This is a genomic window from Micromonospora sp. NPDC007208 (genome assembly GCF_042869175.1).
GTDB lineage: Bacteria > Actinomycetota > Actinomycetes > Mycobacteriales > Micromonosporaceae > Micromonospora > Micromonospora foliorum.
Genome location: NZ_JBIAFG010000006.1, coordinates 210,775 through 230,508, shown reverse-complemented (window position 1 = coordinate 230,508; position 19,734 = coordinate 210,775). Strand labels below are relative to the sequence as shown.

16 protein-coding genes are annotated in these 19,734 nt (G+C 71.0%); 5 read left to right on the top strand and 11 right to left on the bottom strand.

The window, feature by feature from the left end; all coding sequences use genetic code 11:
• Positions 1-148 precede the first annotated feature (148 nt).
• Together ACFYL6_RS15235 and ACFYL6_RS15230 are read left to right on the top strand one after the other, a co-directional pair.
• Entirely contained in the window at positions 149-1,855 is a 1,707-nt protein-coding gene (locus ACFYL6_RS15235) for an ABC transporter ATP-binding protein (protein WP_387171778.1), read from the top strand.
• A gap of 50 nt (positions 1,856-1,905) precedes the next feature.
• Positions 1,906-3,600 carry an ABC transporter ATP-binding protein gene (locus tag ACFYL6_RS15230; protein ID WP_387171776.1) on the top strand — a complete coding sequence of 565 codons (1,695 nt, stop codon included), beginning with the start codon at positions 1,906-1,908 and terminating at the stop codon, positions 3,598-3,600.
• A gap of 6 nt (positions 3,601-3,606) precedes the next feature.
• Here the strand turns inward: ACFYL6_RS15230 and ACFYL6_RS15225 are convergent, their stop codons facing one another.
• The 5 genes from ACFYL6_RS15225 to ACFYL6_RS15205 are packed head-to-tail and all read right to left on the bottom strand — an operon-like array spanning position 3,607 to position 8,640.
• Positions 3,607-4,536, bottom strand: a complete 930-nt coding sequence (locus ACFYL6_RS15225) for a carbohydrate ABC transporter permease (RefSeq protein ID WP_387171485.1) — start codon at positions 4,534-4,536, stop codon at positions 3,607-3,609.
• A complete protein-coding gene (locus ACFYL6_RS15220) occupies positions 4,536-5,444 on the bottom strand; it encodes a carbohydrate ABC transporter permease (protein ID WP_387171483.1) in 909 nt (302 codons plus the stop codon). Before ACFYL6_RS15220 ends, ACFYL6_RS15225 begins: the two co-directional genes overlap by 1 nt.
• Positions 5,445-5,462: 18 nt before the next feature.
• On the bottom strand, positions 5,463-6,914 hold the full coding sequence (ngcE, locus tag ACFYL6_RS15215; RefSeq protein WP_387171481.1) for an N-acetylglucosamine/diacetylchitobiose ABC transporter substrate-binding protein: 1,452 nt from the start codon (positions 6,912-6,914) through the stop codon (positions 5,463-5,465).
• Positions 6,915-6,940: 26 nt separating this feature from the next.
• Positions 6,941-7,690, bottom strand: a complete 750-nt coding sequence (locus ACFYL6_RS15210; RefSeq protein ID WP_091403970.1) for a sugar isomerase domain-containing protein — start codon at positions 7,688-7,690, stop codon at positions 6,941-6,943.
• Positions 7,687-8,640 carry a MurR/RpiR family transcriptional regulator gene (locus tag ACFYL6_RS15205; protein WP_387171479.1) on the bottom strand — a complete coding sequence of 318 codons (954 nt, stop codon included), beginning with the start codon at positions 8,638-8,640 and terminating at the stop codon, positions 7,687-7,689. Before ACFYL6_RS15205 ends, ACFYL6_RS15210 begins: the two co-directional genes overlap by 4 nt.
• A 206-nt stretch (positions 8,641-8,846) precedes the next feature.
• On the opposite strand from ACFYL6_RS15205, the gene ACFYL6_RS15200 reads away from it, so the two are divergent.
• Both ACFYL6_RS15200 and ACFYL6_RS15195 read left to right on the top strand, forming a co-directional pair.
• Complete coding sequence (locus tag ACFYL6_RS15200) at positions 8,847-9,833, top strand: N-acetylglucosamine kinase (protein WP_387171477.1); 987 nt, start codon at positions 8,847-8,849, stop codon at positions 9,831-9,833.
• Positions 9,834-10,285: 452 nt separating this feature from the next.
• Positions 10,286-11,038 (top strand): SDR family NAD(P)-dependent oxidoreductase, encoded by a 753-nt coding sequence (locus tag ACFYL6_RS15195; protein WP_387171475.1) that lies wholly within the window; start codon positions 10,286-10,288, stop codon positions 11,036-11,038.
• Between the two features lie 200 nt (positions 11,039-11,238).
• Here the strand turns inward: ACFYL6_RS15195 and ACFYL6_RS15190 are convergent, their stop codons facing one another.
• The 5 genes from ACFYL6_RS15190 to ACFYL6_RS15170 all read right to left on the bottom strand — a co-directional run bounded on the left by ACFYL6_RS15190 (position 11,239) and on the right by ACFYL6_RS15170 (position 17,711).
• Entirely contained in the window at positions 11,239-12,138 is a 900-nt protein-coding gene (locus ACFYL6_RS15190) for a carbohydrate ABC transporter permease (RefSeq protein ID WP_387171473.1), read from the bottom strand.
• Complete coding sequence (locus ACFYL6_RS15185) at positions 12,135-13,043, bottom strand: carbohydrate ABC transporter permease (RefSeq protein ID WP_238661556.1); 909 nt, start codon at positions 13,041-13,043, stop codon at positions 12,135-12,137. The genes ACFYL6_RS15190 and ACFYL6_RS15185 overlap by 4 nt, the downstream gene beginning before the upstream one ends.
• Positions 13,044-13,108: 65 nt before the next feature.
• Complete coding sequence (gene ngcE, locus ACFYL6_RS15180) at positions 13,109-14,524, bottom strand: N-acetylglucosamine/diacetylchitobiose ABC transporter substrate-binding protein (RefSeq protein ID WP_387171471.1); 1,416 nt, start codon at positions 14,522-14,524, stop codon at positions 13,109-13,111.
• Between the two features lie 404 nt (positions 14,525-14,928).
• A complete protein-coding gene (locus tag ACFYL6_RS15175) occupies positions 14,929-16,416 on the bottom strand; it encodes a CoA-acylating methylmalonate-semialdehyde dehydrogenase (RefSeq protein WP_387171469.1) in 1,488 nt (495 codons plus the stop codon).
• Complete coding sequence (locus tag ACFYL6_RS15170; protein WP_387171468.1) at positions 16,413-17,711, bottom strand: aspartate aminotransferase family protein; 1,299 nt, start codon at positions 17,709-17,711, stop codon at positions 16,413-16,415. The genes ACFYL6_RS15175 and ACFYL6_RS15170 overlap by 4 nt, the downstream gene beginning before the upstream one ends.
• A 240-nt stretch (positions 17,712-17,951) precedes the next feature.
• Between ACFYL6_RS15170 and ACFYL6_RS15165 the strand changes: the two genes are divergently transcribed.
• Positions 17,952-18,848 carry a glutamate cyclase domain-containing protein gene (locus tag ACFYL6_RS15165; RefSeq protein WP_387171466.1) on the top strand — a complete coding sequence of 299 codons (897 nt, stop codon included), beginning with the start codon at positions 17,952-17,954 and terminating at the stop codon, positions 18,846-18,848.
• On the opposite strand, the gene ACFYL6_RS15160 is transcribed toward ACFYL6_RS15165, so the two are convergent.
• Complete coding sequence (locus tag ACFYL6_RS15160) at positions 18,832-19,722, bottom strand: hypothetical protein (RefSeq protein WP_387171464.1); 891 nt, start codon at positions 19,720-19,722, stop codon at positions 18,832-18,834. The genes ACFYL6_RS15165 and ACFYL6_RS15160 overlap by 17 nt on opposite strands.
• Between the last annotated feature and the right edge of the window lie 12 nt (positions 19,723-19,734).

The following is a 19,734-nucleotide window of genomic DNA, read 5'->3' as shown; positions in this document are numbered from 1 at the left end:
ACGTGATTCTGCCTCTCCCATCCGACAGAAACGGAGGCGCACCTCACCGCCGCCGGGTCGGTGCGGTGTCGGGGCCGGTCGGTAGCGTGACCGGGTGCCTCCGCAGATCCCGCACTCCGATCCTGGCACCCCCGACACCCGGGGTCCGATGCGATACCTCTGGTGGCTGGTCCGCTGCCAACCCTGGCGGGTGCTGCGCGGCAGCCTGATCGGCACGGCCTGGATGATCGGGCTCTCGGCCCGGCCCTACCTGATCGCCCGCGCCGTCGACGACGGGCTACGCGAACGCGACACCCAGGCCCTGGCGCTCTGGGTCGCGGCCATCGTCGTCGCGGGCGTGGGCCTGTCCTACCTGGGCATCATGCGGCACCGCACGATGACCTTCATCCGGGAGGACGCCAAGGCCCGCTCGGCGGAGGTCCTGCTGCGCCACCTGTCCCGCATCGGCGCCGTGCTGCCCCGCCGGGTCGGGGCGGGCGAGGTGTCCACCATCGGCGGCTCCGACATCGACTGGACGGCGCAGGTGCTGACGCTGACCGGGCCGGGCGTCGGCGCGGTCGTCGCGTACGGGGTGATCGCCGTGGTGCTCTGGTCGATCTCCCCGATGCTCGCGCTGTGCGTGCTGGTGGGGGTGCCGGCGGTCGGTCTGGTCGTGGGGCCGCTGCTGCGCCGCCTGGAGCAGGTCGAATCGGTCTACCGCCGGCAACAGGGCGCGCTCACCGCCCGATCCGGCGACATCGTGGCCGGGCTGCGGGTGCTCGCCGGGGTGGGCGGTCGGGACCTGTTCGCCCGGCGCTACGCGGCCCGGTCCCAGGAGCTGCGCGCCGAGGGCTACCGGGTCGGCGCGGTCAACAGCTGGATCGACGCGGCGACCGTCGCCATCCCCGGGTTGTTCCTGGCGGCGGTGGTGTGGCTGACGGCCCGGATGGCGGTGACCGGTGACGTCACGATCGGCGAGCTGGTCGCCGTCTACGGCTACGTGGCCACCCTGATCGTGCCGGTCTGGTTTCTGTTGGAGGGCAGTTACCAGCTCATCCGCGGTCGGGTCGCCGCCCGACGGATCGCCGACCTGCTCACCGTGACACCGGACGACGTCGGTGGCCCGGGTCGGCGGTGGCCGGGCGCCGTGCCCGAGGCCCGCCGGCCGGACGACCCGGGAGCGCCGGACGGCCCGGCCGACCTGCACGACCCGGTGACCGGCCTGACCGTACGCGCCGGCCAGCTGACCGGCGTGGCGGCAGACGATCCGGCGGCGGCCGTGGCGTTGGCCGACCGGCTCGGCCGGTACGTGGCCAGCGGCGTCACCTGGGGTGGTGTGCCGCTGCGCGAGGTCGCCCTGGACGAGGTCCGCGCGCGGATCCTCGTCGCCGACCACGACTCCTACCTCTTCGCCGGGACGCTGCGCGACATCCTGCGCGCCGGCGCCGACGACGATGACGAGCGGATGAGCGCGGCCGTGCGGACCGCCTCGGCGCAGGACATCGTCGACGCCCTGCCCGCCAGACTGGACACCCCGATCGAGGCCCGCGCCCGGACGCTCTCCGGCGGTCAGCGCCAACGGGTCCGCCTGGCCCGGGCGCTGCACAGCGAGCCGGAGGTGCTCATCCTCGTCGACCCGACCTCGGCGGTGGACGCGCACACCGAGGCACGCATCGCCGAGCGGCTGAGGGCCGCACGGGCCGGACGGACCACCGTGGTGATCACCACGTCACCGCTGCTACTCGGCCGGGCCGACCTGGTCGCGCACCTGAGCGCCGGCCGGATCACCGCCACCGGCAGCCACCCCGACCTGCTCGACACCGACCCGGCCTACCGGCACCTGGTGGCCCGCGGCAGCGAGGAGGCGTACCGGTGAGCCGGCTGCCGGTGGCCGACCGCGGCACCGTCCGCCGGGCCCTACGGGACATGATCAGCCGGCACCGGCGCGCCGTCGGGGTCGTGCTGGCGCTGCACAGCGCCGCCGCGGTCGCCGGGCTCGCCCCGCCGTGGCTGCTGGGCACCATCGTCGACCGGGTCACCGCGGGCGCGGGCGTGGCCACCGTGGACCGGCTGGCACTGGCCATCGCCGGCTGCGTCCTGGTCAGCGCCCTGCTCTCCCGGTACGCCCAGTACGCCGGCCACCGCTTCGGCGAACGGGCCGTCGCCGAGCTGCGCGAGGAGTTCGTCTCCCGGGTCCTCGGGCTGCCCGTCTCGGTTGTCGAACGCGCCGGCGCCGGTGACCTGGCCACCCGCAGCTCCGTCGACGTGTCGACGGTCGGCACGACCGTCCGGGACGTGGTGCCCACCATCGTCATCGCCACGGTGCAGTTGACGTTGCTGTTCGGCGCGGTCTTCCTGCTGCACCCGCTGCTCGGGCTGGCCGCGCTGGCCGGGCTCCCGTCGATCGTGGCGGTGACCCGCTGGTACCTGCGCCGGGCCAGCTCGGCGTACCTCGCCGAGGGCGCGGCGGCAGCCGAGCTGACCGAGACGCTGACCACCACCGCCGAGGGCGCGCGCACGGTGGAGGCGCTGCGGCTGACCGACGACCGGGTCCGGCACGGCACCACCCGCGTCACCCTGGTGTGGCGGGCCCGCCGGGCGACCCTCGCGCTGCGGACCGTGTTCTTCTCGGTCGTCGAGGCGAGCTACCCGCTGCCGGTCGCCATGGTCCTGCTCGTCGGGGGCTACCTGCTCTCCCGGGACATGGTGTCGCTCGGCGCGGTGGTCGCCGCCGCGCTCTACCTGCAACAGGCGATCGACCCGTTGGACCGGCTGTTGCAGTGGACGGAGCAGGCGCAACGCGGCTTCGCGTCGTACGCCCGGCTGCTCGGCGTCGGCATGGTCCCACCGGAACCACCCGGCACGACCGCCTCCTCACGGGGTGAGCGGCTCGTCGTGCGGGGGGCGCGGTTCTCCTACTCCGACGACGGGCCGGACGTGCTGCACGGCATCGACCTGGAGGTGCAGCCCGGTGAGCGGCTGGCCGTCGTCGGGCCGTCCGGCGCCGGCAAGTCGACCCTGGCCCGGCTGCTGGCCGGGATCGACGCGCCGCGGCACGGCGTCGTCAGCATCGGCGGCTGCCCGGTCACCGACCTCGACCCGGCGGAGCGACGCCGCCGGATCGCCCTGGTCACCCAGGAGCACCACGTCTTCATCGGCTCGGTACGCGACAACCTCTCCTTCGCCGCGCCCGACGCCTCCGACGAACAGATGCGCGCCGCGCTACTCACCGTGGGCGCCGAGTGGTACGCCGAGCTGCCCGACGACCTGGACACCCAGCTCGGCGACGGGGCCCGTCAGCTCGGTGCGGCCGAGGCCCAGCAGCTCGCGCTGGCCCGGTTGGTGCTCGCCGACCCGCACACGCTGATCCTGGACGAGGCGACCGCCGCGCTCGACCCGTCCACCGCCCGACGGACCGAGCGTGCGCTGGCCGCCGTGCTGGTCGGGCGGACCGTCATCGCTATCGCGCACCGGCTCAACACCGCGCACGACGCCGACCGGGTCGCCGTGCTCGCGGACGGCCGGATCACGGAGATCGGCAGCCACGACGAGTTGGTCGCGGCCGGTGGCGCGTACGCCGCCCTGTGGCGCTCCTGGCACACCCGTGTGGACGAGCGGTGAGGCGCCCTACTTCACCGCGCCGGAGGTGAGGCCGGCCTGGATCTGACGCTGGAAGACCGCGTACACGATGATCATCGGGAGGATGGCGATGGTCAGCGCGGCGAACAGCCCGGACCAGTCCGCCTCGTAACCGGCGTTGACCGAGATGTCGGCGATGCCCTGGGTGAGCACCCACTTGTCCTTGGCGTTGGAGAGCAGCACCAACGGAAGCTGGTACTGCGCCCACTGACCGATGATGTTGAAGATCGCGACGCTGATCAGGCCCGGCTTCGCCATCGGCATCATCACCTGGAAGAACAGCCGGCTGTGCCCACAGCCGTCGATCATCCCCGCCTCGGCCACCGACGACGGCAGCGTCTTGAAGAACGCGGCCAGGAAGAACACCGTGAACGGCAACGAGTACGCGGTGTAGACCAGCACCACGCCGGTGTGCGTGTCCAGCAGACCCAGGTTCTTCACCACGAAGAACAGCGGCACCAGGGCCAGGAAGACCGGGAAGGCCAACCCCGAGACGAAGAGGAAGTAGATCGCCCGGTTGCCCCAGAACTTGTAGCGGGCCAGCACGTACGCGGCCATCGAGCCGAGCAGCATGGTGAGGAACGTGCTGCACGACACCACGATCACGCTGTTGAGGAAGTACCGCCCCACGTGCGCCTTGGTCCAGGCCCGCCCGAAGTTCTCCCAGCGCAGCTCGGCCGGGAGCGTCCACGGGCTGCTGAAGATCTCGCTGGTGTTCTTGAACGCGGCGAGGAAGGTCCAGAGGATCGGCACGATCACGATCACCGCCCACACGGCGAGCGCGACGTGCCCCAGGCCGGCGAAGAACCGTACCTCCGAGCGGGGGCCCCTGGGCCCCGGCCCGGCGGGGGCGGACGGGTCACCGGTCTTCGGCGGCAGCGCCGCCGGCGTCGGCGGCAGCGTCGACTGCGGATTCATCAGTACTCCACGCTTTCCCGCTTGGTGAGCCGCAGCGTCAGCGCCGCGAACGTGAGGGTGAGGAAGAACAGCGCCACGCCCATCGCCGAGGCGTAGCCGTACTTCGAGTAGACGAACGCGTTGCGGTAGATCTCCATGGCCAGCACGGTGGTGGCGCCGTCCGGGCCGCCACCGTCCACCGAGAGCACCGCCACGATGGCGAACGCGTCGAACGCCGCGATCCCGAGGTACACCCAGGCCACCTGGAGGGTGTCCCACAGCAGCGGCAGGGTGACCCGGAAGAACAGGGTCACCTTCGTCGCCCCGTCCATCTCGGCGGCCTCGTAGATCTCACCGGGGATGGACGCCATCCCCGCCGAGAAGAGCACCACGTAGAAGCCGACCGCCTGCCACACCAGCACCGCGATGATCGACCAGAGGGCCAGGTTCGGCTTGATGAGGAAGAGGACCGGCTCCAGGCCGAACTTCATCAGCACGCCGTTGATCAGGCCGGACTCGTTCGGCCGGTACACCATCTGGAACAACACCGCGATGATGGCCACCGCCAGGACCTGGGGGAAGAAGAACACCACCCGGTAGAACTTCGCCCCCCAGACCCCCTGGCGTTGACCACCGCTGCTCTTGCCGCCCACGTTGAGCAGGAAGGCGAAGAACAGGGCGATGGCAATGGTGATCAGCGGCAGGGCAAGCAGCAGTACGCCGTGGTGCTGGACCGCCTTCCAGAAGGCGCCGTCGTCGAGCAGCCTCCGGTAGTTGTCGAAGCCCACCCACTGCGGGGCGGAAAGCCCCCGCCAGTTGGTCATCGAGATCTGGAACGCCTGCGCGTACGGCCAGATCACGAATGTCACGTACAGCGCGACCGGGGCGAACAGGAACCCGACCACGAATGGATACTTGCCGTGCCGCATGACCCTAGCTCCGATCGATCAGCGCTTGAACTTGGTGACGGAGCTGTCCTTCTTGATGGCGTCGGCGCGCTTCTGGATCCGCTCCACGAAGGCGTCCGCCTTGATCCGGCCGAACATCAGCTCGTTGGTGGCGGTACGCGCCTCCGTGTCGAGCTCCTTGTACCAGTTGTCGAAGAGCATGTTGAACACGTCCTTACCGGCTGCCTTCAGGGCCACCTGCGCGCTGGCCACACCCGGCGGGAACTGGAAGCCCTCGCTGCCGGCCGGCACGACAGTGGCCGCACCGACGGTCTCGGTGAAGCCCCGCGCGCCCGCCTTCGACAGCATCTGGCGCATGTACTCCAGGCCGCCACGCGGGTTCTTGCTCTTGGACGAAACGAAGTATCCCTCGCCACCGGCCGCCCGGATAGCGGCCGCCGGCAGCTTGTCCGACGCGGTGAGGCTGGGCACCGGCATGAGCTGGTAGGTGAAGCCCGCCGGCGTGTCCTTCTTCTGCTCGTTCTCCAGCCAGTCGCCGGACGGGTAGAAGGCGACCTTGCCCTGGTTCTGCCGCAGCTGCACGTCGGTGTGCTTGAGCCCCTCGAAGCTCTTGTCCGAGTACTTCGCGCCGATCTCCGCCCATGCCTCCGCGGCCTGCTTGACAGCGTCCTGCTTCCAGGCGCCGTCCTCCAGGTTGTCGATGTTCTTCAGGACGTCGGCGCCGCCGATCTTCGCGGCCTGGGTGAGGATCACGTTCCACTGGTAGTAGGCCGCGTTCGCCCCGGCGTAGCCGTACGGGGTGATGCCCTTGGCCTTGATCTGCTCGCAGAGCGCCTTGAACTGGTCGAAGTTGGTGGGCGCGGTCCAGCCGTTGTCCTTGAAGAGCTTGCCCGAGTACCAGATGCCGTAGACGGTCGACACGTAGTACAGGACGAAGGGCTTGCGCTGCCCGTCGGCCGTACTGAACATGCCCTGCTCGACGATGCCCGGGATGACGGTGTCGCGGACCTTCTTGCTCGGGTCGTCGACCGACGGCGCGTCCCACAGCTCGGTGAGATCCTGCAGCTGGCCGTCGTTGACGAGCGCACCGAAGTCGAGGAACTTCTCGCCCGAGTTGTTCACGAACTCCGGCGGGTTGCCGGAGGCGAACCGCGGCTGGAGCACGGTGGAGACGGCCTGGGTGGCCTGGTGCTTGATCTCCGCCTTGGGGAACGCCGTCTTGTACAGCGGCTCGTGCACGTCGGTGGCGTACTTCTCGCCGTAGCCACCGTTGAAGATGACCACCTCGATCGCGGCGTCCTCCTTGACGCCCAGCGGGTTCTTCTCGCTCTTGGTGCCGCCGGCGACCTGCTCGCTGTCACCGTCGCTGCCGCTGGTGGCGCAGGCGCTGAGCAGGCCGATGGCCGGAGTGGCGAGCATGCCCACGGCGGCGGCGCGACGCAGCACCGTGCGACGGTCGAGTGCGGCCGGGTGTTCGGGGGTAATCGACATCGTCGTCTCTCCTTGTGGAATTCGGGTCATGCGGTACGCCGGAGACGTCCGGCGTACCGCGACTCGAGGGCGAGGTTGTGCTCGTCCCCGCCGGGGACGTTGGCGGAGAGGTAGATAGGGGGTACCTCCCCGGCCTGGTGGAACCGTCGTACGACCTCCGCGGTCAGCAGCTGCGCCAGCAGCGCCGTGGTGACCGAGGAGACCGCACAGACCGCGCCGCCGCCCTCGAGCGGCAGCAGTGCATCGCCGTACGGCGCGCCATTGTCCAGCACGACGTCGGCGAGGTCGGCGAGCCGATGCCCGGACGGGTGCCGTGGAGCCACCCGTGCGGTGTGCTCGACCGAGGTGACCGCGATCAACGGGTGACCGCGCTCGGTAACCAGCGCCGCCAGCTCGACCACCGAGCCGTTGATGCCGGATTGGGACGCCACCACGAACACGTCGCGCGGCTGAGGCGCCGCTAGCGCGTAGATCTGGTGGGCGATGGAGGGATCACGTTCCAGCTTGGGGTCGGCGAGCACGTCGCGCGGGGCGTCACCGTGCATCACCAGGTCCCGTACCGAGAGCCGGTTGGTGGGGACCAACCCGCCGGCCCGGGCGACCAGCTCGGCGGCGAACGCCTCCGAGTGCCCCGCGCCGAACGCCTGGAGCACACCGCCGTCGCGCAGGCTGTCGGCGATCAGGTCGGCGGCCCGGGTGATCCCGTCGGCCTCCGAGTCGAGCAGCCGGTCGAGCACCGGGCGGACGGCGTCCGCGTACCCCTGGGCGCTGATCATGAATGGGCTCCCTTCGCTGCCTTGTGCCCGTCGACGGCCTGCGCGGTCCGCCGGAAGGCCGCGTGCGCGCGGTCGTGCGTGCGTTGGGCGACGGCGATGTAGAGCAGGTCGAGCACCACCAGCTGGGGGTGCCGGGCGGAGAGCGCGTCCGGCCGGAAGGTGGTCGCCTGGCTGGCCGTGAGCAGCACGATGTCGGCCAGCTCGGCCAACGGCGAACGGGGGAAGCCGGTGAGCGCGAGCGTGGTGGCGCCCCGGCTGCCCGCCTCGGCGAGCATCTCGATCGTCTCCCGGGTCTGCCCGGTGTGCGAGATGCCGAGCGCCACGTCCCCCGATCGCAGCAACGCGGCGCTGGCCAGCCCCTCGTGCACGTCGTTCCACGCCCACGCCGCAACCCCGATGCGATGCAGGCTGAACTGCATCTCCTCGCCGACCAGGGCGCTGCCGCTGGCGCCGAAGATGTTCACCCGGCTGGCGCCGGCGATCGCCACCGCGGCCCGCTCCACCTCGGCGAGGTCGAGCAGGGTGGCGGTGTCGTGCATGGCCCGGGTGTCGGCGGCCATGATCTGGTCGAGCACCCGGGCCAGCGGGTCGCTCGGCTGGATCTCCCGTCCGATGTCGACGGTCCAGCCGGCCGAGCGGGCCCGGCCGGTCTCGGACGCGATGCCCAACCGCAGGTCCGCGTACCCCTCGAAGCCCATCGCCCGGCAGAAGCGGGTGATGGTCGCCGGTGAGGTGCCACTGCGCTCGGCCAGCTCCACGATGGTGGACCGGGCGGCGGCCTCCGGGTCGCTGAGCACGTGCTCGGCGACCCGGCGCAGGGCGCCGGTCAACTCGCCGAGGCCGTTGCGGACCCGGGCCAGCACCCCGTCGGAGGCCGAGGCCCTCCGGTCGAGCACGTCGGCGTCGACCACCGCGGTCCCCGCGGCGGTGTCCACCTCGTGATCAACCATGAGCTGCCTCCGCTTTCCGAAAAGACTGTTAACTGTTAGTGGTAAAAGTTCTTACTGAAGGGCCCTCTGTGTCAAGACTGTGGGCGAAGTTTTCAAACTGTTACCTGCTGCACAGCCCCTCACGCCCGCCACAACTTGCCCCGCACGACGCCGCCGACCAGCATGAACAAGCCAGATCGCCGTTCCGCGCAAGGAGACCCGTGCCGATGTCCGACACCGTCGTGGTGGGTCTCGATGTCGGCGGTACGTCCACCCGGGCGACCGTCCTCACCCTCACCGGGCAACGCGTCGGCGCCGGCCGCGCGGGCGGCGGCAACCCCACGAGTCACGGTGCCGAACGCGCCGCCGCCGAACTGCTGACCGCGCTCCGCGAGGCGCTCACCGGCCTCGACCCGACCCGGGTGGCCGCCGGCACCATCGGGCTCGCCGGAGCCGGCCGGCTGCTCGCCGACCCGGCCGGGCGGGCCGCCTTCGACCAGGCCTGGCACGACGCCGGCCTGCGCTGCCCGTACGAGGTGCACGGCGACGCCCTGGTCGCGTACGCCTCCGGCACCGCCGCCCCGGACGGAACCATCCTCATCGCCGGCACCGGGGCGATCACCGCGCACGTCCACGAGCTGCGGCTCGACCGGATCGCCGACGGCCACGGCTGGCTCCTCGGCGACGCCGGCTCGGGCTTCTGGCTCGGCCGGGAAGCGGTACGCCGGCTGCTCGCCGACCTGGACACCGGCCGTGGGCTTGGCGGGCTGGCCACGACCGTGCTCACCGAACTCCTGGGCAGCGCGGACATCGCCGCCCGCCCCCGGGACACCGTCGACGCCACCATCCAGACGGTGACCCGTCGACCCCCCATCGAACTGGCCCGGCTCGCGCCGCTTGTCGTCGACGCCGCCACCCACGGCGACCCGGTCGCCACCGAGCTGATCACCGACGCCGCCGCGCACCTCACCGAGAGCGTGAGCCGCATCCGCCCCGCCGGCGCGGTGACACCGATCGTGCTCGGCGGCGGTCTGCTCACCGCGGACACCCCGCTGGCCACCGCCGTCCGGGCCGAGATCGCGCGACACTGGCCGGACGCGCCCCTGCGGACCGCCGGAGACGGGGCCGCCGCCGCAGCCTGGCTCGCCGCCCGCGGCCTACCCGAGGTGACCGACCCAGCCGCCCTGCACGCCCGCCTCTTCCCCACCCCCTGAAGCCCGAGCGCTGGGCGTGCGCCCCGCATGATCGCGCCCCGCGCCCCGCGCCGCACGCCCGGCACGCCGCACGCCGCGCATGATCGCACTCGATCCAGGATGTAGTGCCCTCCGGCCGCGACGAGGGGACTCTTTCCAGGATTTAGCGCGATCACCAGCGCGCGGCGCCCGACACGACCGCGATCACCGGCGCGCGACGGCGTATCCGCACGGGCTGCCCCGACCCTGAGCAGGTGACGGCACTTGTCGCAGCCGTAGCCCCGGCCGCGACCGCCGATTCCGGGGGATGCGGTCTCGGCACCCGCCCTCCAGTGGTGGCATTGCACCAGAGCCCGTACCTGCCAGGGAATCACCCGCTATCCTTGCTTGTTCAAGCAATTAACCATGGGCTTGACGAGATGTTCAGCCGTCCCACGTCCCATGACATCACCGCAAGAACCGGAGGTACCGACATGAAACGCCTCGAAGGGCGCGCTGCCCTGGTCACAGGCTCGACCAGCGGAATTGGGCGCGGTGTGGCGGAGGCGATGGCCCGCGAGGGCGCCATCGTGGTCGTGACCGGGCTTGGCGCGGAGCAGGGTGCCCAGATCGTCGACGGAATCGTCGCGGAGGGTGGCATCGCCCACTTCGTCGAGGCGGACCTCTCCGCGGGTGGCTCCGAGATCCGCCGCCTCGCACAGGAGGCGACGGCCCTGGCGGGTCGGCCGATCGACATCCTGGTCAACAACGCGGCCTTTCTCGTGCCGCCGCACCCCATGACGGAGTCGACCGAGGAACAGATCGACCTGGTGCTGGAGGTCAACATCAAGGCCCCGTTCCTCCTGACGGCGGCCCTGGTGCCCGGCATGGTGGAACACGGCGGCGGCTCGGTGATCAACATCGGCTCGATCGGCGGCGTGGATGGAATCAAGTTCACCTCGCTGTACGGCGCCAGCAAGGCAGGCCTGCACTCGCTGACGAGGTCGTGGGCCGCGGAGTTGGCCGCCGAGGGTGTGCGGGTGAACACCGTCGCCCCCGGACCCACCATCACGCAGGGAAACGAAGACCTCCGCCCCCTCCTGGAGAAGCTCGCCGAGAGCAACCCGGACAGGCGTACGGGCACGGTGCAGGACACCGCCGCGGCGGTGATCTTCCTCGCCAGTGACGAGGCGTCACACATCCACGGTGTACTCCTCCCGGTGGACGGCGGGGCCCTCGCGATCTGAGGGACAGGCCGGCTTGGCTCGTCGGAGCCGAGCCGGCCCCCGAGCCGACGCCGACCGGCGCCGCAGGGCCGGCGCACGTCGGCCAGCGCACGTCGGCCAGCGCGCACGTCGGGCAGTGCCGTCGACCGATCAGGATCGGTCAGACCTGGGTTGCCTGGAGGACGACGGGCCTACCCGACGGCGAGGAGGCAGGAACGTACCTACTTGAGTTGCCCTGCGGTGAGGCCCGCCTGCACCTGCCGCTGGAAGGCCACGTAGACCGCGAGCACCGGAAGCACCGCGATGCTCAGCCCGGCAAAGAGCCGAGCGTAGTCGCCGGCATAGCCCTGGCTGACCGAGAGCGCGAACAACCCCTGCGCCAGCATCCACTTGGAGTCGTCGCCCTGCAACAGCACCTGCGGCAGCAGGAACTGGTTCCAGTGGCTGAGGAAGTTGAAGATTGCCACGCTGATCAGTCCCGGACGGGCCATTGGCAGCATCACCCGGAAGAAGAGCCGGAAGTGACCGCAGCCGTCGACGAGTGCGGCTTCCGCCACCGAGGTCGGCAGGGTTCGGAAGAACGCGGTCAGGAAGAACACCGTGAACGGCAGCGAGTAGGCCGCGTACACGAGGATCAGCCCGAGCCAGGTGTTGAAGAGGCCGGCGTTGCGGACCACGAAGAAGAGCGGCACCAGGGCGAGGAACACCGGGAACATGAGGCCGCCGACGAACAGGTAGTAGACGACCTGGCTGCCGCGGAACTCGTACCTGGCGAAGACGTACGCGGCGGTGGCGCCCATCAACATGGTGAGGCTCACCGAGCCGGTCACCACCACCAGGCTGTTGAGGAAGTACCGGCCGATGTGGGCGCCGGTCCAGGCCCGCGCCCAGTTGTCCAGGTGCAGCGCGCCGGGGAGCCCCCACGGGTCGGCGAGGATCTCACCGTTGGTCTTGAACGAGCTGATGAACATCCACAGCAGTGGCAGTACGGTGAGCAGGCCCCAGAGCAGCAGGAAGCCGTGCGAGAGGGCGTTGGCCACGCCGAGTTCCCGGCGTACCGGGCGGTCCCCGCTGGTGACCGGGGTCGGGGCGGTCGCGGTGGGCTGGTCCAGAGTGGTCACGAGTACTCGATCCGTTCGCGCCGGCCGACCCGCAGCGACAGCACCGCCACCGAGAGGGTCAGGAAGAACATCACCACGCCGATCGCGGAGGCGTAGCCGAACTTGGTCTCGCTGCCGAAGGCGGTGTCGTACATCCGTACGCCGATCACGTCGGTGGAGAAGTTCGGCCCGCCGTTGGTCATCAGCTGCACGAGGATGAACCCGTCCAGGGCGAAGATGGCCAGATAGACCCAGGCGACCTGGACGGTGTCCCAGAGCAGCGGCAGGGTGACCCGGCGCAGGGTGGTGAACCGGGACGCGCCGTCGAGCAGCACCGCCTCGTAGATCTCCTTCGGCACGGCCGACATCGCCGCGCCGAACAGCACCACGTAGAAGCCGACGTTGCTCCAGACCATCACCGCCAGCACGCACCAGAAGGCGGTCGCCGGGTCGCCGAGCCAGGTCGGCGCGGGCAGGCCGACGGCGTGTGCGGCGCTGGTGAGCAGCCCCTGGTTGGGGTGGTACACCTCCTTCCAGAGCAGCGCGATGATCACCACGGAGAGCACCTGGGGGAAGAAGTAGACGGTGCGGTAGAGCGCACTCCCGCGTACGCCGGTCACGCCGGCGCTGCCCTTGCGCCCGCCCATGGCGAGCATGGTGGCGAAGAAGAGCCCGAGCACGATGGTCAGCACCGGCACCAGACCCAGCAGGATCGCGTTGTTCTTCAGCGCGTTCCACACGTAGTCGTCGTGCCAGAGGGTCTTGAAGTTGGCCAGGCCGACGGGGTTGGCGTCCGCCGAGTAGCCGAGCCAGTCGGTGGTGGAGATCTGGAACGCCTGCAGGTACGGCGAGACGACGAAGAACACGTACAACAGCACCGGCGGCACCAGGAAAGTGACGATCAGCGGCCACTTGCCATGTTTCACGAGAGGGACCTTTCCGTCGGGGTACGGCCGGTGGGGGCGGACCTCTCCCCCACCGGCCGGGCGGGTCAGGCCGCTCGCTTGTACTTCTTGATCGAGCTGTCCTGGGCGATCGAGTCGGCGCCCTTCTGGCACTGTTCGAGGAACTCCGCGGGGCCGATCCGGCCGCTGAAGAACTCGCCGCACGCGGCGTCGACGAGGTTGCGCTCCAGCTTGCGGTAGAAGTTGTTGTAGACCCAGTTGAAGCCGTTGGCGCCGGACGCGTCGAGGGCCTTGACCACGGTGCTCAGCCCGTACGGCAGCTCGACGCCCTCGGTGGCGCCGGCGACCACGGTGAGGCTGGCGACCTTCTTCGTGAAGTCCTGGGCGCCCTTCTTGGAGAGCATGGTCCGGAAGTACTCCAGACCGCCGGCGACGTTGCGGGCCTTGGCCGGCACCATGAACGGTTCCCCGGCGGTGCCGCGGATCGCCTCGAACGGCAACTTGTCGCCGCTGCCCAGGCTCGGCGTCGGCGCGATGGTCATGTTGAACCCGGCCGGGGTGACGTCCTTCTGCTCGCTCTCCAGCCAGGAGCCGCAGGAGATGAAGGCGGCCTTGCCCTGGCACCAGGCGGTCTGCGACTGCTTGTGGTCCAGGCCGGGCGAGCCCTCCAGGATGTACTTGTCCTTGACGATCTGGTGCCAGGCGTCGGCGGCGGTCCGCATCGAGTCGGACTTCCAGGCGTTCGGCTCCAGGTTGTCGATGGCGGTCGCCACCGAGGGGCCGCCGAGTTTGATCGCGGTGGAGATCAGCGGCCAGCTCATGTAGCGCGGGTGCAGGCCGGCGTACGTCCAGGGGGCGATGCCGGCGGCCTTGATCTGCTTGCAGAGCGCGATGTGATCGTCCCAGGTCTTCGCGTACGACCAGCCGCGGTCGGCGAAGAGCTTGGCGGAGTGCCAGATGCCGTAGGCGGTGTAGGTGTAGTTGAGCACCAGGAACTTGCCGTCGTAGGACCCGACCTCTACCGCGCCGGGCAGCAGCGTGTCCTTGACCGTCTTGCCGGGGATGTCGAGGCTCGGGGCGGCCAGCAGGTCGTCGAGGCCGGCGAGGGCGTTCTGGCTCACCAGGCCGTTGAAGTCGATCTGGCCGGAGCCGGAGTTGTTGACCACGTCCGGCGGGGTGCCGTCGACGAACCGCGGCTGGAGGGTCTTGCTGATCTCCTGGGTGGAGGAGTGCTTGATCTTCGCCTTCGGGTACTTCTCGGTGTACAGGGCCTCGTGGGCCTTGGCGTACTCCTCACCGAACCCGCCGCCGAAGATCACCACCTCGAGAGGGGCGTCCTCCTTCACGCCGAGCGGGTTCTGCGCGCTCTTGGTGCCCTGGTAGGTCTCGGCATCGTTCTTGTCACCGCCACCGCCGGTGGCGCAGCCGGACAGCAGGCCGGCGGCGGGGGTGGCCAGGAGGCCGGCGGCGGCGCTGCGCCGCAGGATGTCACGCCTGTTCATGGGTTCTCCTCGGGTCGGGTCGGGCGGGTCGCCGGTCTGTGGGGGGAGGCGTCCGCCGCGCGAGGCGCGGTGATTCTCTTCAGTTCATGCTCTGTTGCTGAAGAATTTCTACGACAGCCGGGCTCGGACTTCAAGTCCTGACGGTCGAACCGTTATCACCACCAGCCGTCGCCGGGTCGCCCAACCCGGGCCTACGCGCCGTCGGCGCCAACCGACCGAGCGCACCCCGGCTGGGCGGGAGCGGTACGTCGGCCCGCTCCGCGCGCTCGCCATCACCATGGTCGTTTTCGGACACCGGGTCATCACCCCGACCGTCCAGGGGTACGCAGCGGGCCCCGGCGCCGCTCGCACGCCCGCCCCGGCGCTGGTGGCGTACCTGGCCGGGGCGGGCGTGCTGCGACTGCTCAGGTCTGGGTGGGGAACCCCAGGTTGACCCCGCCGTGCCGCGGATCCAACCAGCGGCTGGTGACGACCTTGCCCCGGGTGAAGAAGCGCACCCCGTCCTCGCCGTGCGCGTGCAGGTCACCGAAGAGCGACGACTTCCAGCCGCCGAACGAGTGGTACGCCATCGGCACCGGGATGGGCACGTTGATCCCGACCATGCCCACCTCCACCTCGTGCTGGTAGCGCCGGGCCGCACCACCGTCGTTGGTGAAGATCGCCGTGCCGTTGCCGTACGGGCTGGCGTTGACCAGGTCCACCGCCTCGTCGTACGAGCCGACCCGGACCACGCTCAGCACCGGCCCGAAGATCTCGTCGGTGTAGATCGACATGTCCGGGGTCACCCTGTCGAACAGGGTCGGGCCGAGCCAGAAACCGTCCGGGTCGCCGTCCGGCGTCACGTCCCGCCCGTCCACCACCGGCACCGCGCCGGCGCCGACACCGGCGTCCACGTAGGAGCGGACCTTCGCCGCGTGCGCGGCGGTGACCAGCGGGCCCATGTCGCAGCCCCGTCGGCCGTCGCCGGTGCGCAGCCCGATCACCCGCTGGGCGATCCGCTCGACCAGCGCGTCCGCCACCGGCTCCACCGCCACCAGCACCGAGATGGCCATGCACCGCTCCCCCGCCGAGCCGAACCCGGCGTTGACCGCCGCGTCGGCGGCCAGGTCCAGGTCGGCGTCCGGGAGCACCACCATGTGGTTCTTCGCCCCACCGAGCGCCTGCACCCGCTTGCCGGCGGCCGTTCCGCGCTGGTAGACGTACCGGGCGATCGGGGTGGAGCCGACGAACGAGACCGCCCGCACCTCCGGGTGCTCCAGCAGTGCGTCGACCGCCTCGGAGTCGCCGTTGACCACGTTGAGCACCCCGTCGGGCAGGCCCGCCTCGGCGAACCACTCGGCCAGCAGCAACGCCGCGCTCGGGTCCTTCTCACTCGGCTTGAGCACCACCGCGTTGCCGCAGGCCACGGCCACCGGCACGAACCACAGCGGCACCATCACCGGGAAGTTGAACGGGGAGATCACCGCGACCACCCCGAGCGGCTGCCGGATGGTGTACGAGTCGACCTCGGTGGACACGTTCTCGCTGAACGCGCCGCGCAGCGCCGACGGCAGACCGCACGCGTACTCGATGACCTCCAGGCCGCGCTGCACCTCGCCGGCGGCGTCGGCGAGCACCTTGCCGTGCTCGGCGGTGACCACCTCGGCGAGCCGGTCCCGCCGGGCGTGCACCAACTCCCGGAAGGCGAACAGCACGGCGGACCGCCGGGCCAGCGACGCGTCCCGCCAGGCCCGCGCCGCGCGGGCGGCGGCCTGCACCGCCACGTCGACGTCCGCGGTCGAGGCCAGCTCGACCTCGGCGGTACGCCGACCGGTCGCCGGGTCGAACACGTCGCCGCGCCGCTCCGACGTGCCGCCGACCCGCTTGCCGTCGATGAAGTGACCGATGCTCATGCCGCCGCCCCCGCCGTGGTGCGGATCGCGTCGACGAGGATCGCCAGGCCCTCCCGGGCCTCCTCCTCGGTCAGCGTCAACGGTGGACCCATCCGCAGCACGTTGCCGTAGAGGCCACCCTTGCCGGCCAGCAGGCCACCGTCGCGGGCGGCTTCGAAGACCCGGTTGGTCAGCGCCGGGTCCGGCTCACTGGTGCCCGGTCGGACGAACTCGACGCCGAGCATCAGCCCCTTCCCGCGTACCTCGGCGACGCAGTCGAGCCCGCCCACGGCGGACCGCAGGCCGTCGGCGAGGATCGCGCCGACGCGGGCCGCGTTCGCCTGGAGGTCGTGCTCCAGGAGGTAGTCGAGCACCGCGTTGCCGGCCGCCGTGGAGATCGGGTTGCCGCCGAAGGTGGAGAAGCTGATGGCCGGCACCGACTCCAGCACCTCGGCCCGCCCAACCACCCCGGCGAGGGCGAACCCGTTGCCGATGCCCTTGGCGAAGGTGAGCAGGTCGGGGGTGACGCCGTGCGCCTGGTAACCCCAGAAGTGCTCCCCGGTACGCCCCCAGCCGGTCTGCACCTCGTCGGCGATGAACAGGATGCCGTGCTCGTCGAGGACCTTCTTCCAACCGGCGAAGAGCCCGTCCGGCGGGTGCACGAAACCGCCCACGCCCTGGATCGGCTCGGCGATCAGCGCGGCCACGTCACCGGCGGTCTGGGTGGCCAGCACCTCGCGCAGGTCCTCCACCGCCGCGTCGACCTGCTCGTCGTCGCTGAGCCGGGACAGCAGACCGCGCACCCGGTCACCGGAGTGCAGCCAGGCCACCTGGAGCGGGTTGAGGCCGCTGGCCGACCAGTTGCGGTTGCCGGTGACGCCCATCGCCGCGTACGACCGGCCGTGGTAGCTGTTGCGCACGGCCAGGATCTGGTGCGAACGGCGGTGGTTGGTGGCGACCAGCAGCGCCGCCTCGTTCGCCTCGGTGCCGGAGTTGGTGAAGAACACCCGGGCATCCGGGATGCCGGAGCGCTGGGCGATCTTCTCGGCCAACTCCACCTGTTGCCGGATCAGGTAGAGCGTCGAGGTGTGCACGACGCCGGTGGCGAGCTGCCGCTCGACGGCCTCCCGGATCTCCGGGATGTCGTACCCGATCATGTTGGTCAGCACGCCGCCGAAGAAGTCCAGGTAGCTGCGACCCTGCGCGTCGGTGACCCGGCGGCCCGAGCCGGACACCAGCTCGATCGGCTCGGCGTAGTACAACGGCATCCAGGACGGGAGTACGGCCCGGTGCCGGGCCAGCAGGTCGTCGGTCATCGTGGCAACCCTTCAGCGGCGTTCGTGGATACCGCACGCTCCCACCGCCGGTCGATGCGAACAACTGTCAGCCTGTAGCGCAAGGACGTCCCCACCTGACAGCACGTCAACGATTTCCAGGGGTCGGGATCGTTATTGACCACTGGATTTCGCGGCAATCCTGGCATCCTTCCACTCGATCCGCAGTATGGCCGCCCACCGCTACCCTGGGTCGGTCCACTGTCGACGGGGAGGCACGAGGTGCGCATCGAGGAGACGATCGCCGAGCTGGAGCGCGTCGCGGCGCGCGAGGTGGGCCGGGGCAGCGAGGCGCTGGCCGCGCCCGCTGCGGGTGGACTGCTGGCCGCCGCCCGGTCGCTCGCCGCCGCCAGGTCGCCCGAGGCGGCGGTGTTCACCGGGTTCTTCATCCCCGGCGCCGAGCCGCCCAACGCGGAGACCGACGGCCCGCTCGGCGCGGTCCAGATCGCCGCCGCGCTGCGCCTGCTCGGTGGCCGGTGCCGGCTCGTCACCGACGAGCCCTGCGCCCCGGTCGTCGAGGCGGCCGTCGCCGCCGCCGCGCCGGGCCTGCCGGTCGACGTCGCACCCCTGCGCGGGTACGAGGACTGGGCTACCGCCCTCCTTCCCGAGTACGCCCGGCTGACCCACCTCGTCGCCTGCGAACGGGTCGGGCCCGGAGTGGACGGTCGGCCGCGCAACATGCGCGGCGAGGACATCGGCGCGCACACGGCACCCCTGGACCGGCTCTACACCGCCGGGTCGGCGTACCGGATCGGCATCGGCGACGGGGGCAACGAACTCGGCATGGGCCGTCTGCCGGCGGACCTGATCGGCCGGGTGGTCGCCTCCGGCGAGCGGATCCGGTGCGTGGTGGGCGCGGACGCGCTGCTCGTCGGCGGCACCTCCAACTGGGCCGCCGCCGCCCTCGTCGGCGCGCTGTCGCTGCTGCGCCCCGAGGTGCCCGAGCTTCGGACGCTGCTGGAGCCGTCCTGGTCGTACGACCTGCTGACCGCGATCGTGCGCGCGGGGGCGGTGGACGGGGTGCGTCGCCGCCCCACGCTCAGCGTCGACGGCCTCGACTGGCCCGCGTACGCCGAACCGCTCACCGAGATCGCCGAGCTGGTCAGGGCAGGCCGCTAGGGGTGGGTGGTTCGGTCGCCGGCCGCAGTGCCGGGCGGCTCGCCGCTCGCGCCTGCGCAACCCGACGGGGGCGCAACGGCAGGTGCAGAGCGGCGGCGACCACCGCGAAGGCCGCCCAGCCGGCGCCCAACGCCACGGCCCACGAGACGTCTTGAAGGTAGTGATACGCGGTGAGGAAGCCGACAAGGGCGAGACTGTTGCGAGCGAAGTGCCGACTGAACTCGGCCAACTGCCGGCGGGCCTCCACGGCGACCAGCACCCCCGAGTACGGGAAGGTCACCACCATGCCGCGCAGCACGGCACCGAGCAGTTGGGTGAGAACCGCACCAACGAAGATCACCACCAGCTTGAGCAACGCCGGCAGCCCGTCCGGGCGGGTCTCCGGGACGGCTACCGTCTCCTCGGCGGAAGCGGCACGTGGGCCGGCGCTGCGGCTCGCGCTGCGGCTGGCGCTGCGGCTGGCGCTGCGGCTCGCGCTGCGGCTGGCGCTGCGGCTCGCGCTGCGGCTGGCGCGACGGCGCAGCCACAGGATGGCCGCCAGCCAGAGCACGAGCGTTCCGGCGAGGGCCACCTCGAACGGGATGTCGACGGCCAACAGGCCGGCGCTCAACGCCACGTACCCGGCGATCCCCGCGACGTCGGCGAGCAGGATCGGCCAACGCCACCGCTGGTGGGTGACCGCCACGATGACGAAGAAGAGGTTGAGCCCGAGCACACCGAGCACCTGCGCGCCGTCCACCCGGTAGTCGGTGGTGACCAGGGCGAGCGTCATCGGCAGCGGCAGACTGTAGACCAGCGCGCGGAGCCGGACGGAGCGGATCACGCTGACCGCCCAGACCACTGCCGTCACCAGCAGGACCGCGCTCAACGTCATGGCTCACCCGTT

Coding starts and splice junctions, on each gene's coding strand:
- ACFYL6_RS15230 (WP_387171776.1), top strand. CDS start 1,906: ATGATCAGCCGGCACCGGCGCGCCGTCGGGGTCGTGCTGGCGCTGCAC.
- ngcE (WP_387171481.1), bottom strand. CDS start 6,914: ATGTCGATTACCCCCGAACACCCGGCCGCACTCGACCGTCGCACGGTG.
- ACFYL6_RS15205 (WP_387171479.1), bottom strand. CDS start 8,640: ATGGTTGATCACGAGGTGGACACCGCCGCGGGGACCGCGGTGGTCGAC.
- ACFYL6_RS15235 (WP_387171778.1), top strand. CDS start 149: ATGCGATACCTCTGGTGGCTGGTCCGCTGCCAACCCTGGCGGGTGCTG.
- ACFYL6_RS15200 (WP_387171477.1), top strand. CDS start 8,847: ATGTCCGACACCGTCGTGGTGGGTCTCGATGTCGGCGGTACGTCCACC.
- ACFYL6_RS15170 (WP_387171468.1), bottom strand. CDS start 17,711: ATGACCGACGACCTGCTGGCCCGGCACCGGGCCGTACTCCCGTCCTGG.
- ACFYL6_RS15175 (WP_387171469.1), bottom strand. CDS start 16,416: ATGAGCATCGGTCACTTCATCGACGGCAAGCGGGTCGGCGGCACGTCG.
- ACFYL6_RS15220 (WP_387171483.1), bottom strand. CDS start 5,444: ATGCGGCACGGCAAGTATCCATTCGTGGTCGGGTTCCTGTTCGCCCCG.
- ngcE (WP_387171471.1), bottom strand. CDS start 14,524: ATGAACAGGCGTGACATCCTGCGGCGCAGCGCCGCCGCCGGCCTCCTG.
- ACFYL6_RS15210 (WP_091403970.1), bottom strand. CDS start 7,690: ATGATCAGCGCCCAGGGGTACGCGGACGCCGTCCGCCCGGTGCTCGAC.
- ACFYL6_RS15195 (WP_387171475.1), top strand. CDS start 10,286: ATGAAACGCCTCGAAGGGCGCGCTGCCCTGGTCACAGGCTCGACCAGC.
- ACFYL6_RS15160 (WP_387171464.1), bottom strand. CDS start 19,722: ATGACGTTGAGCGCGGTCCTGCTGGTGACGGCAGTGGTCTGGGCGGTC.
- ACFYL6_RS15225 (WP_387171485.1), bottom strand. CDS start 4,536: ATGAATCCGCAGTCGACGCTGCCGCCGACGCCGGCGGCGCTGCCGCCG.